At 73.7% G+C, this 12,186-nt stretch carries 10 protein-coding genes; 4 read left to right on the top strand and 6 right to left on the bottom strand.

What is annotated here, in order from left to right:
- Nucleotides 1-11 precede the first annotated feature (11 nt).
- Nucleotides 12-965: a metallophosphoesterase family protein gene (locus ACZ7DY_RS31680; RefSeq protein WP_471141448.1), complete on the bottom strand. Its 954-nt coding sequence runs from the start codon at nt 963-965 to the stop codon at nt 12-14.
- A 311-nt stretch (nt 966-1,276) separates the two neighbouring features.
- Between ACZ7DY_RS31680 and ACZ7DY_RS31675 the strand changes: the two genes are divergently transcribed.
- On the top strand, nt 1,277-4,303 hold the full coding sequence (locus ACZ7DY_RS31675) for a DEAD/DEAH box helicase (RefSeq protein ID WP_471141923.1): 3,027 nt from the start codon (nt 1,277-1,279) through the stop codon (nt 4,301-4,303).
- Nucleotides 4,304-4,521: 218 nt separating this feature from the next.
- The gene (locus ACZ7DY_RS31670; protein ID WP_471141445.1) at nt 4,522-5,979 is read left to right on the top strand and encodes an SWIM zinc finger family protein; all 1,458 of its coding nucleotides are present in this window, start codon (nt 4,522-4,524) and stop codon (nt 5,977-5,979) included.
- Between the two features lie 31 nt (nt 5,980-6,010).
- On the opposite strand, the gene ACZ7DY_RS31665 is transcribed toward ACZ7DY_RS31670, so the two are convergent.
- The 4 genes from ACZ7DY_RS31665 to ACZ7DY_RS31650 form a co-directional block, all read right to left on the bottom strand.
- A complete protein-coding gene (locus ACZ7DY_RS31665) occupies nt 6,011-6,319 on the bottom strand; it encodes a hypothetical protein (RefSeq protein ID WP_471141444.1) in 309 nt (102 codons plus the stop codon).
- A 92-nt stretch (nt 6,320-6,411) separates the two neighbouring features.
- Nucleotides 6,412-6,897, bottom strand: coding sequence for a DUF3574 domain-containing protein (locus ACZ7DY_RS31660; RefSeq protein WP_471141442.1), 486 nt, complete (start codon nt 6,895-6,897; stop codon nt 6,412-6,414).
- Nucleotides 6,898-7,017: 120 nt separating this feature from the next.
- Nucleotides 7,018-7,626, bottom strand: coding sequence for a 2'-5' RNA ligase family protein (locus ACZ7DY_RS31655; protein WP_471141439.1), 609 nt, complete (start codon nt 7,624-7,626; stop codon nt 7,018-7,020).
- Nucleotides 7,627-7,716: 90 nt separating this feature from the next.
- Complete coding sequence (locus ACZ7DY_RS31650) at nt 7,717-8,271, bottom strand: nitrobindin family protein (protein ID WP_471141436.1); 555 nt, start codon at nt 8,269-8,271, stop codon at nt 7,717-7,719.
- Nucleotides 8,272-8,460: 189 nt separating this feature from the next.
- Between ACZ7DY_RS31650 and ACZ7DY_RS31645 the strand changes: the two genes are divergently transcribed.
- Nucleotides 8,461-9,507, top strand: a complete 1,047-nt coding sequence (locus ACZ7DY_RS31645; protein WP_471141435.1) for a phosphatidylinositol-specific phospholipase C domain-containing protein — start codon at nt 8,461-8,463, stop codon at nt 9,505-9,507.
- Nucleotides 9,508-9,589: 82 nt separating this feature from the next.
- On the opposite strand, the gene ACZ7DY_RS31640 is transcribed toward ACZ7DY_RS31645, so the two are convergent.
- A complete protein-coding gene (locus tag ACZ7DY_RS31640; protein WP_471141433.1) occupies nt 9,590-10,546 on the bottom strand; it encodes an endonuclease/exonuclease/phosphatase family protein in 957 nt (318 codons plus the stop codon).
- A gap of 144 nt (nt 10,547-10,690) precedes the next feature.
- On the opposite strand from ACZ7DY_RS31640, the gene ACZ7DY_RS31635 reads away from it, so the two are divergent.
- Nucleotides 10,691-12,154 carry an amidohydrolase gene (locus tag ACZ7DY_RS31635; protein ID WP_471141432.1) on the top strand — a complete coding sequence of 488 codons (1,464 nt, stop codon included), beginning with the start codon at nt 10,691-10,693 and terminating at the stop codon, nt 12,152-12,154.
- Nucleotides 12,155-12,186 lie beyond the last annotated feature (32 nt).

Here is a 12,186-nt window from a genome sequence, read left to right as displayed (position 1 = left end):
CGCTCGTCGTCTCAGCGGCAGGAGTAGGACGGGCTGGAGTCCTTCGTGGAACCGTCCGTGGCGACGAGGTTCCAGGAGAACCCGGTGTCGGTGAAGTTCAGCTTGACGACACCGAAGGTCTTGGTGAGCCGCTTCTCGCTGTTGGGCTGCACCTCTTCGATCTGGTACGGGTTGGCGCCGCCCATGCCGCCGAGGAGTTCCACGATGCCGTTGCTGTCGGCCTTGCCGTCGGGGTTCTGCGGGGCGAAGCGCTCGTAGTGATGGTCGTGGCCGTTCATGACCAGCTCGGCCTTGTTGGCGTAGAGGAGCTTCCAGACCGGCCGGCTGACGGGGTCGTTGCCGTGTTCACCGGAGGAGAAGAGGGGGTGGTGCCAGTACGCGGCGACGCACTTCTTGGAGTTGGCGGCGAGGTCGTCCTTGAGCCAGTCGATCTGCTCGTCGTCGTCGAAGTTGTTGGAGTCGAGGGCGATGAAGTGCCAGTTGCCCTGGTCGAAGCTGTAGTAGCTCTCGCCGTCGGGGTAGGCGACCGACCCGAAGTAGGACTTGTAGCCCTTGAACGCGCCCGCCGGGTCGTACGTCTCGTGATTGCCCGGGACCGGGTGCGTCTTGCTCTTGAAGGCGCCCCACGTCTTGTCGTAGTACTTCTGGAAGTCCTTCAGGCGGGCGTCGTCGTACTGGTTGTCGCCCATGGTCATCACGAAGGACGGGTCGATCTCCTTGACCAGGGCGGCCGTCTTCGGGTGCTTGCAGCTGCTGCTGCTCGCGGTGCACTGCTCGGCGATGTCTCCGGCCGCGACGGCGGTGAAGCCCGCCAGGGGCTTGGCCGCCGGGGAGGCGTCGGCCTTGTCGGCGGGGGACCAGAGCAGCACGCCGCCGACGAGCGCGAGCGAGGCGCCGGCGGCGATCGGGATGCCCCAACGGGCTTTGGTGGTACGGGAGTTCATGGCGCGGGGGGTGGGCGACATGTCTGTCTCCTCGGTTGGCGTGGGGGTGCCGTTCCGTCTCGGGGGGAATCCTGGCGAGGCGACATGTGCGCGTCAATGACTTGGGATGAATTATTGTTAGGAAACTTTCCTTCCAGTGTTCATCTGGTGCGGGTGGTGCCCGTGGTGCCTTCGGGGTGGGGCCGTCGCCGTCGGCCCGGCGTTGTCAGTGGTCTCGCCTAGGGTGGCGGGCGTGGGACAGGTGGCGTGAGCAGGGGCTGAGCGAGACGGCGGTGGAGGTGAAGACGGTGGGGACGGACGCGGGCACGGGTACGGGTGCGGGGGCGCGGGCGGTGTACGGCGCGGGGACCGACGCCGACGCCACCGTTCTCGTGCGCTCCTGCGCCGCCGTCTTCCTGCCGGCGGAGCTTCCCCGCGAGGGCCGGATCGCCTTCTGGCGGCCGGACGGCGGGGACCTGCCGGACCTCGGAGGACCGGAGAGCCGGCGGCCCGGCCCCGACGACGTGCGCGAGGACTCGGTCGTACGAGGTGACGAGGGCCCCGAGACTCTCGAGGCCCCCCTGCGCGTCGACCTCGTCGTCGCCCGCAAGCACGGCAAGGGCGCGCGCGGCCGTGCGGTGCCCGCGCTGACGCTGCCGCTCGCCGACGCCGTTCCGCTGCTGCTGCGCGCCGAGCGCCCGCACCCGGCCGCGGCCTGCTGGAGCGCGGCCGCCCGGCACGCGCTGCATCTGGCGGCGCGGGGCAGGCTGCTGCCCGGCCTGACCGCGGGCGACCTGGACGCGTGGCGGGCGGGACCGCTGGACGAGACCGATGTCGCCCACCTGCGGGCCATCGCGGCGGCACTGCCCGCCGAGGCGCACGCCGTGCCGCTGCCGGGGCCCGGACCCTTGCGGCTGCCTCAGCCGTTCGCCCTGGTCAGAGCCTTCGTGGACGCGGTCGTCGACGCATTGCCGCGCACCCCGGCGGCCGTGCACGCGGTCGGTGCCCCCTTCGCCGCGCGCGAGCCGCAGCGGCTGCCGGGCGCCAGGGAGTGGGCGGCGGAGGTCGCCGCCGGGATGGACGCCGGGGTGCGGGTCTCGCTCCGCCTCGACCTGCGGGCGCACGAGGTGTTCGATGGCGGCGAGGACCCCGACGGCGTCGCGTCCGACGACGGGGACGGCACACCGGGAGACCGGGACGGGGCGGGGAGCCAGGGCGGGGCGGGCGGCTCCGGCGCGATGGTCCCGCGTACGGCGGTGTCCAGCCCGGCCGCCGCCGTCGTCCAGGTGCACAGCCTCGCGGACCCGGCGCTCGTGACGGACGTGCCGGGCCTGTGGGCGGGCACCGACCACTTCGGGCCGCGCGCCCGCGTCGACACGCTGCTCGCGCTGCGCCGCGCCGCCCGCGTCTGGCCGCCGCTCGGCCGGCTCCTGGAGCGGCCGCGTCCCGACGTGCTCCCGCTCAGCGAGGAGGAGCTGTACGACCTCCTCGGCGCGGCGGCCGGACGGCTCGCCGCGGCCGGGGTGGCCGTCCACTGGCCCCGGGACCTCACCCGCGGACTCACCGCCACCGCGGTCGTCCGCCCGGCCCCCGGCACCGCCGCCGACAACTTCGACTTCTTCAAGGCGCGGGAACTGCTCGAATTCCGCTGGCAGGTGGCCTTCGGCGACCAGGACGAACCGCTGACCGAGGCCGAGCTCGACGTACTGGCCGAGGCGCACCGGCCGGTCGTCCGCCTCCGCGACCAGTGGGTCCTCGTCGACCCCGAGCTGGTCCGCAAGGCCCGCAAGCGGGACCTCGGCCTGCTCGACCCCGTGGACGCCCTGTCGGTCGCGCTCACCGGCACGGCGGAGGTGGACGGCGAGCGGGTGCCCGCCGTCCCGATCGGCGCCCTGGCCCGGCTGCGCGAGCGCGTGACGGACGACCTCGGGACGATCGCCCAGCCGCCCGGACTGCACGCCACCCTGCGCGACTACCAACTGCGGGGCCTCGCCTGGCTCGACCGCATGACCTCGCTCGGCCTCGGCGGCTGTCTCGCCGACGACATGGGTCTCGGCAAGACGATCACGCTGATCGCCCTGCACCTCCACCGGGCGCACCCGGCGCCGACGCTCGTGGTCTGCCCCGCGTCGCTGCTCGGCAACTGGCAGCGCGAGATCGAGCGGTTCGCGCCCGGCGTGCCGGTGCGCCGCTTCCACGGCGCGGGCCGCACCCTGGCAGGTCTGACCGGCGGTTTCGTCCTCACCACGTACGCGACGATGCGCACCAGCGCCGCCGAACTGGCCGCGCAGGACTGGGGGCTGGTGGTCGCGGACGAGGCACAGCACGTCAAGAACCCGCACGCGGCCACGGCGAAGGCGCTGCGCACCATCCCGTCCCCGGCCCGCGTGGCGCTCACCGGCACCCCCGTCGAGAACAACCTCTCCGAGCTGTGGGCGCTGCTCGACTGGACGACGCCGGGGCTTCTCGGGCCCCTGAAGGCGTTCCGTGCCCGCCATGCCCGCCTGGTGGAGGGCGGCGAGACCGCCGAGAACGACGAGGCGCTCGACCGCCTGGCCCGGCTGGTCCGGCCCTTCCTCCTGCGCCGCAAGAAGTCGGACCCGGGCATCGCGCCGGAGCTGCCGCCGAAGACGGAGACGGACCACCCCGTCACCCTCACCCGCGAGCAGACCTCCCTCTACGAGGCGGTGGTGCGCGAGACGATGGCCCGCATCGAGGCATCGGACGGCATCGCGCGCCGCGGCCTGGTCATGAAGCTGCTGATGGCGCTGAAGCAGATCTGCAACCACCCGGCGCAGTATCTGAAGGACGGCACCCTGACGACCCGGACCGGCCGCCCCCGCTCGGGCAAGCTGGAGCTCCTCGACGAACTCCTCGACACGATCCTCACGGAGTCCGACAGCGCGGGCGCGGTCCTCATCTTCACCCAGTACGTGGAGATGGCCCGCCTCCTGGAGACGCATCTGGCGTCCAGGGGAGTGCGGACCCAGCTCCTGCACGGCGGGACGCCCGTCGCGCGGCGCGAGGAGATGGTGGACCGCTTCCAGTCTGGCGAGGTCCCCGTCTTCCTCCTCTCGCTCAAGGCGGCGGGCACGGGCCTGAACCTCACCCGCGCGGGCCACGTCATCCACTACGACCGCTGGTGGAACCCGGCGGTCGAGGAGCAGGCCACCGACCGCGCGTACCGCATCGGACAGACACAGCCGGTGCAGGTCCACCGGCTCGTCACCGAGGGCACGGTGGAGGACCGCATCGCCGAACTCCTCGCGGCGAAGCAGGCCTTGGCGGACGCGGTGCTCGGCGAGGGCGGCGAGTCGGCCCTCACGGAACTCTCCGACGCGGAACTGTCCGACCTGGTGGCCCTGCGGAGGGCGGCGTGATGGGGGTGGGCGGGTCGGCTCGCTCGGACGGCGTGGCTCGCGCGGGTGGAACGCCTCACGTGGGCGGCGCGGGTGGACCGGCTCGGGCGCGGGGATCGGCCGGCTCGGCGGGTTCGGCTCGCTCAGACGGTATGACTCGCGCGGGCGGTTCGGCTCGGGCCGGGGGTTCGGGTCGGGTGGGGGCCGGGCGGGGTGGCGGGCTTGGCTGGGCCAGTGGAATGAGCGAGACGAGCCGGATGGGCAGCGGCCGCGTCTTCCCCGCGTTGCCGGCCCACCCCGACCCCAAGGCCCCCTTCGCCACGTCCTGGTGGGGCAACGCCTGGATCGCCGCGCTGGAGGAGAGTGCCCTGGACCAGGCGCGCCTGGCCCGCGGCCGTACGTATGCGCGCGAGGGCGCCGTCGACACCATCACCGTCGCGCCGGGCCGCATCGTCGCGTACGTCCACGGCAGCCGCCCCCGTCCGTACCGGGCGGAGATCCGCCTGCGGACGATGCTGCCCGAGCACTGGGACCGTTTCCTGGACGCCGTGGCCACCGACCCGGCGCGCATCGCGGCCCTGCTCGACAAGGAGATGCCGCACGCCCTGGCCGACGCGGCGACCCGGGCGGACGTGCCCCTCCTCCCCGGCGCCCGCGAACTGACCCCCTCCTGCACCTGCCCGGACCGCGGCCACCCCTGCAAGCACGCGGCCGCCCTGGCCTACCAGACGGCCCGGCTCCTCGACGCCGACCCCTTCGTGCTCCTGCTGCTGCGCGGCGGCGAGGAACAGGACCTGCTGGACGAACTGTCGCGGAGGAACGCGCAGAAGTCCGCGGCGGAAACGGCGGCGGCACAGCGCGCGGCGGCCCACGCGCCGCAGACCTCACCCCCGCTCGCCGCCGCCCCCACGAGCGAGGACGAGGCCCCGCGCATGTGGGGCGCCCCGCTCACCCACGTAACTCCACTCACGCACGTAACCCCGCTCGCGCAGGAAGACCCGCCTCCGGACCCGGCCACCGTCCCGACGGGCAGCGCCCCCACCCCCTCGGCCGCCCCCGCCCTCCCGGGTGTTCCGGCGCGAGAAGTCCTGGCCACGGAGTACCGCTCGCCACTTCCGGCCCCCCTCCCTCCGCCGCCCCACCAGGGCGAGCCCCCGGTGCTGCCGTCCCTCCCCGGCGCGCCGGACCCGACGGCGCTGGAGTTCCTGGTTACGGACGCGGCGGCGCGCGCCCACGCCTTCCTCACCGCGGGCACGGACCCGTTCACGGCCACGTCGCCCCGGCACGACGCGATCCGTCTCGCGGCCTCGCACCCCGGACTCACGGGCCGCCGCACCTTCAGCCGCCAATTCGCCGAACTGGCCAGGTCGGTGGGGAGTACCCCGGCGGACCTCGCCCGGGCGGCGGCGGCCTGGCGGCAGGGCGGCGAGGAGGGCCTGGCCGTCCTGGAATCCCCGTGGGACCCACCGGCGGGCCCCTTCGACCGGGCCCGCGGGGCCCTGGCGGCGGCGGACCTCCCGCGCATGACCATCCACCGCAACCACCTCACGAACGCCGACGGCACGCTCCAGCTCCGCTACGGAAGAGACGGCCGCTGGTATCCGTACGAGAGCGAACCGGGAGCGGACGACTGGTGGCCCGAGGGCGAGGCCGACGTCGATCCGGTCGGGGCCCTTACGGGGGTGATGGGTGCGTGACGGGCACCGGATACGAGCTCCGCGCCGGCTCTCAGAGAAGGCTCTCGTCGCGAACCGTCCAGCCCGCCCCCAACTCGCGCCGCAGATCCGCCAACGCCGCGCGCGCCTGCTGTTCGAAGAGCTGACGTTCGTCATCGGACCACGGCGACGGATTGGGCGGGTAGCTCCAGTCGATCGACGACTGATACCACCGGGACAGCCGGGCGAGTTCGGCCCGCATCGCCGGACTGATCGGCAGCCGCCCCAGCTCACAGGGGTAACCGTACGGACTGGCCATGTCCTCGGGCCACAACGGAGTGTCGACGCCGGCCTCGAAGAAGAATCGCAGGTGATGGGTCACGCGGAATCTTCTCAGGGGCCGGCGGGCTCAGCGCGACCGGGGGCCGGGGCCGGGCTCCGGGAATCCCCCCGGGGGCGGGTGACCGGGGCGCGTCAGAAGTCCACTCGGGTCCGTTCGTCCAGTCGTGCCACCGAGTCCTGAGCGAATGCCTTCTCGTAGTCGCTGCGGATCTCCTCGATCTGGGTGTCCCGCTTGCGTGCCTCGGGCGTCGGGTACAGGAGGATCAGTTCGTACGAACGCTCGCGCTCGATCTTGCCGTGGGAGTCGCGCCACTGGCCGCGCCCGTTCTGGACGGTCAGCCCGTCGGGGAAGTCCGGTGTGACCTGCTTGTCGATGAAGGCCATGAACTGCTTGTCGGTCACCGCGGGGCCGCCGTCGGGCCGCTGCGTGCCGAAGAAGAGGCGGGTCTCGACGTAGGGCTTGCCGCGGGCGGCCGTCGACGCGGTGCTGTGGCCGGCCGCCGGACCGTCGTCCTCCAGGGAGGCGTACGCGGCGGGCGCACCGACGGCCAGTACGGCGGTGGCGGCGACGGCCGCGGCGAGACGGGTACCGGAGAGGCGGGGGAAGGTGAGGGCCATGGGGCGTTCCCTTTCCGGGAGGGCTACGGGCGTCAACTCCCGTGCCGGTCACGGGAGCCGCAGATCCCTAACGGCGGCACACCGTAGCGGACACGCACCGGCCCGCGGCTGCCTTCCCGCTCAGGGGGCCGGATAAGTGCGTTGAGAGGAACCCAGCCGATAGGAAAGGAGATCCCGCCAGCCGCCGTCCGCTCCGTCCTTCACGATCAGCTGCACGGACTGCACGTGACTCACGAGAGGGAGCCGCGGCGCCCATCGGGATTCCAGGGCGTCGTACGCGGCCTCGTACGTCTCCGGGCCCTCGTCGTTCGCGAGCGTGAGGTGCGGGGCCAGAGGTGGCGTGAAGATGCCGCGATAGGGGACCGCCTCGGGCCAGCGGGCCGTCAGGGAATCGGTGAGGGCGCGTATCGGGGCCTCGGGTGACGGGGGCAGGTAGAGGACGCCCGGGTAACGGCGGAATTCGCTGAAGGTGAGGGTGAAGGGGGCCTGCGCCGCGAAGAGGTCCACGAGGTCGGAGTGGGTCGCGGCGGTGAAGCGGGACAGGTGGAGGAACGGGTAGAGCACCGTCACATGGGCCGGGAAACCGGTGCGCACCAAGGGGTTCGCCTCGGGGACGCGGATGGTCAGGGCCGTGTCGCCCGGGACGTCGGGCCACCCGTCCGCCGCATCCGCCGCGTCCGCCTCGCGCCTCTCCGCCGTGCCGGACGGTTCTCGTACCTCGGTGCTCACAGCGCGCCATCGTGCCACGGGTCGATCGACGGCCTGCGCCCAGGTGGAGACCGGGCAGCGACCAGGCAGCGACAAGGTGGTGGGGCGGGCCTACGCCGTACGTCGTCGCAGCCGGGCCGAGAGGTGGTGCGTCAGGGGCCGGCCCACCGCCGCCATGTCGTGGGTGAAGGTGAGCGTGCCGTCGTCGGTCAGGACGTAACGGCGGCGGGTGGCGGTGACATCCTTCGCGGTGGGGGCGAGCGCCACCTCGTGGGTGGCGAGGTCGACCGTGCCGTCGGCCGCGTGGCCGACCGCGATCTCCGCGATGCCGGTGGGCTGGGTGACCAGCGTCTCCACCCGCCCGTCCGGCTGCAGCCGCCACCAGCCGCTCTCCCGGGCCGCGGGACGCAGCGGCGCGCCGTCGGCGTCGAGCAGCCAGGCCCGTGCCTCGTAGTGGAGGAAGGGGCGGCCGTCGTGGCTGAAGGTGACGTCCTGCGCGTACGTGAACTCCGCGGGCAGCGTCGGGTACTGGCCGCGGCCCCGGCCGTGCCAGCTGCCCAGCAGACCGAGCACGGGCGTGAGCAGCGCGTGCGGCGCGGGCCGCTCGCCCTCCGGGGCGCGGCTGTCGCGGTACGGGTACGGCTGGTCCGGGGCGGAGTCGAACACGGTGCGGGCTCCTCGGGTCGGGGTGGGGCGGCGCCGGTGCCGGTGCCGGAAGGCAGCTTAGGGCGCGTCACCGCCGCCGTAAGACGCCGTCTTCCCCCGCGTCACTCAATGCCTCTACGTTTCCCGGAAGTTGACGGGACACGGACACGGACACGGACGCGGGTGGTGGGTGTGATGGGGCGCAAGGGCATGAGGGGCCTGTTGGTGGGAACCCTGCTGGGCTGGAGCGTGCTCGGCGGAGCCGGCGTCGGCGCGGGCCTCGGGCCGGGAGCCGCCCCCGACCCCACCCCCGGCTCCGCCTACTCCGCCACGACCGGCGTCGGCGTCCACAACGCCTACGAGAAGGCGAAGTACCCGTACTTCGCCGACGCCCTCGACTCCGGTGCCGCCATGCTCGAACTCGACGTGTGGACCAACGTGTTCGGCAGCGGATGGCGGGTCTCCCACAGCAACCCCGTCGGCAACGACAACAACTGCGAGAACGCCCAGAGCCCGGCCGAGCTGCGCACCAAGGCGCGCAACCAGAGCCTCGCGGGGTGCCTGAGGGACATGCGCAGCTGGCACGACGCCCACCCCGGGCACCGTCCTGTCCTCGTGAAGGTCGAGTTGAAGGACGGGTTCCAGGGCAGACGCGGGCGCGGTCCCGCCGACCTCGACGCGCTCCTCACCGGCGTGCTCGGCGACGCCGTCTACCGCCCGGCCCGGCTCACCGCGGGCCACGCGAGCCTCGACGAAGCCGTACGCGCCGAGGGGTGGCCCGAGCGGGCAGCGCTCGCGGGGAAATTCGTGGTCGAACTGATCCCCGGCACCGTCGAGCAGGGCAACCCCGCCGACACCCTCTGGACGGACCGCGAGTACGCCACCCACCTGCGCGACCTGGCCGCCGCGGGCCGCCTCGGCGAGGCCGCCGCCTTCCCCGCCGTACTCGGCGCGGAGGCGGGCGATCCGCGCGGGCGGTACGCGGACGCGTCGATCCGGCCATGGTTCGTGCTGTTCGACGGGGACGCCTCCGCGTACGCGGGCGGCACCATCGACACCCGGTGGTATGCCGACCGGCGCTATCTCCTCGTCATGACCGACGCGCACGCCGTCGCCCCCGCCATCGACGGGACGCGGCCGACCGAGGCGCAGGCCAGGGAGCGGGTCGCCCTGCTCGCGGGCAAGCAGGCCAGCATCGTCTCCGCCGACTGGTACCCGTTGCCCGCCGTCCTCTCCACGGTGCTGCCCCGCGGCTGAACGGCCCGGCGCCCACCGCCCTCTTCACCGCGTCGCCACCTCCCGAACCTCCGCGTCGCCGCCCGCCCGAACCACCGCCCCCTCAGGGCTGTATCCGCACCCACACCGGCGCGTGGTCCGACCCCGGCGCGTCCCTCCGTACCGCCGGATCCCCGTCCGCCACCGACGGCAGGGCGGCGGCCGCGGCGCCCGGCGCGCCCGTGCCCGCCGACCTGACCTGGTCGAGGAGGCTCCGGCTGACCAGGACGTGGTCGATGAGTTCGCGGCGGCCGGCGTGGATGCGGGAGAAGCGGTCGTCGGGCGGGATGAGCGGGGCCACGTCCCATAGCCGCGCCGCGTCGCCCTTGTCCGGGCGGTCGTGGCCGGGTGTGCCGATCTCGGAGCCCGGCGGGCCCAGCAGGAGCTGTGTCGTGGCGGCCCCGACCTCGTCGTTGAGGTCACCGAGCACCGCGACCCCGTGTTCGCGGCCGTCTCCCCGCAGCAACCGGTCGGCGAGCGCCCGCACCGCGGTGGCCTCCGCCGCCCTGCGGTTCAGGGCGTAGGCGCCGTAACGGGCCCGTTCGCCCTCGTCGTGCGGCTGGAAGCGGCCGCCCGGGTAGGAGATGAGCTTCGACTTGAGGTGGCAGACGACGACGTCAAAGAGGAAGGCCCTCGTCGACACCGTCACCGCGAGGAACCCGCGTCCGGCCCGGTCCGTCGTGCGGCCGGAGTCGTCGACCTGCACCGGGCGCACCGGTTCCGGAAAGGCGTCCTCGTCGGTGACGACGGAGACGGGGAAACAGGTGAGGAAGCCGACGCGGATGCCCCGGTCGTCCGCGTACCGGGAGAGCGTGACGTGCCAGGTGCCGTCGAGCAGCGCCGCCAGATCCGCCAGGGCGGCCGGGTCACCGACCTCCTGCACGCCGAGGACGCTGGGCCGCAGCGCGTTGACCGTCGTGGCGAGCGAGGCCAGCTTCGCCTCGTACGCCGCCTTGTCCCTCGGGCCGTACGTCCCGCCGGGCCGGTAGAGGTTCTCCAGGTTCCACGTGCCGATGATCATGGCGACTCCCTCGTCCGTCCCACGAGTCCGTCCCCCGGGCGGTCGCGGATGAGGTCGGCGCGATCGGCGGGGTGAGGTCAGGGTGCCCGCGAAACCGGGGCCGCGACAGGCCCGCCGGATGCGCACTCGCACTACCTTGAAGAGATGACGCCGCCCTCCGCGCCCGGACCTGCCGGACTCATCACGCACGGCCCCGCCGACCTGGTCGTCACCGGCTGCACCGCACTCACCCACGACGCGCGAGGGGCGATCGTCTTCGTCGACGACGCCACGATCGTCGTACGGGACGGCGTCATCGCCTCGGTCACGGCGGGCGACGCCACGCCGGGCGAGGCCACGCCGGGCGAGCCCGCCTCGAAAGCCCCCGCCCCCGCCCCCACCTCGAAAGCCCCCGACACGAACACCCCATCCGTCGCCGAGCACGTCGACGGCCGCGGCACCGTCGCCCTGCCCGGGCTCATCAACTGCCACACGCACACCCCGATGGTGGCCCTGCGCGGACTCGCCGAGGACCTGCCGGCGCACGCGTGGTTCAACGACTGGATCTGGCCCGTCGAGTCGAACCTGACCGGGCGCGTCGTGGGGCTCGGCGCGCGGCTCGCCTGCGCCGAAATGATCCGCGGCGGCGTCACCACCTTCGCCGACCACTACTTCGCCATGGACGAGGTGGCCGCCGCCACCCGCGAGAGCGGCCTGCGCGCCCTCCTCGGCCAGGCCTACTTCAGCTCCCAGGGCCCCGAAGGGCGCGCCGCCTCCCTCGACTTCGCGCTGCGCCTGCGGGGCGCAGCCGACGGCCGCATCACCACCTGCCTCGCCCCGCACGCCCCGTACACCGTCGACGAGGCCGACCTCGCGGCCACCGCCGCACTGGCACGCGAGCACGGCCTGCCCGTCCACCTCCACGCCGCCGAGAACCGCGAGCAGACCGACAACAGCCTGGCCCGGCACGGCCGTACGCCCATCGAGATCCTGGAGCGCGCCGGACTCTTCGACGTCGACGTGCTCCTCGCCCACACCACCGGCCTGGACATCGCCCGCGACCTGCCCGTCCTGCGCCGGGCGGCCGGCCGCGCCGCCGTCGCCTCCGCGCCCCGCGGCTATCTGAAGTTCGGCTGGGACACCACGCCCGTGCGGGCGCTGCGCGAGGCGGGCGTCCCGGTCGGCCTGGCCACCGACGGCGCCGCGTCCAACAACACGCTCGACGTGTGGGAGTCCATGACGCTCACCGCGCTCGTCCAGAAGTACGTGGAGCGCGACCCCACCTGGCTCACCGCACGCCAGGCCCTGGACCACGCCACCCTGCAGAGCGCGCGGGCCGTCGGGCTCGGGGAGGAGATCGGCAGCCTCGCCGCGGGCCGGCGTGCCGACATCGTCCTCGTCGACATCACCGGGCCGCACACCCAGCCCGTGCACGACCTCGCCGCCACGCTCGTGCACAGCGCGCGCTCCGCCGACGTGCGCACCACGATCGTGGCGGGCCGGATCCTGATGCGCGACCGCGAGCTGCTGACGGTCGATGTGCCGGGCGTCGTGGCGGAGTTGACCGGGCTCCTGCCCGGGCTCGTCGACCGCGGCCACGGGAAGCGGATCCAGCAGTACGACGGGTGACGGCGGGTGACGACGGTGAGGGCGGGGGCGGC

This window comes from Streptomyces sp. NPDC037013, from assembly GCF_055607265.1.
The sequence above is the reverse complement of the archived record's forward strand: the minus strand, read 5'-3'. Positions and strand labels throughout refer to the sequence as shown.

Coding starts and splice junctions, on each gene's coding strand:
- ACZ7DY_RS31645 (WP_471141435.1), top strand. CDS start 8,461: ATGAGGGGCCTGTTGGTGGGAACCCTGCTGGGCTGGAGCGTGCTCGGC.
- ACZ7DY_RS31660 (WP_471141442.1), bottom strand. CDS start 6,897: ATGGCCCTCACCTTCCCCCGCCTCTCCGGTACCCGTCTCGCCGCGGCC.
- ACZ7DY_RS31670 (WP_471141445.1), top strand. CDS start 4,522: ATGAGCGAGACGAGCCGGATGGGCAGCGGCCGCGTCTTCCCCGCGTTG.
- ACZ7DY_RS31680 (WP_471141448.1), bottom strand. CDS start 965: ATGTCGCCCACCCCCCGCGCCATGAACTCCCGTACCACCAAAGCCCGT.
- ACZ7DY_RS31635 (WP_471141432.1), top strand. CDS start 10,691: ATGACGCCGCCCTCCGCGCCCGGACCTGCCGGACTCATCACGCACGGC.
- ACZ7DY_RS31640 (WP_471141433.1), bottom strand. CDS start 10,546: ATGATCATCGGCACGTGGAACCTGGAGAACCTCTACCGGCCCGGCGGG.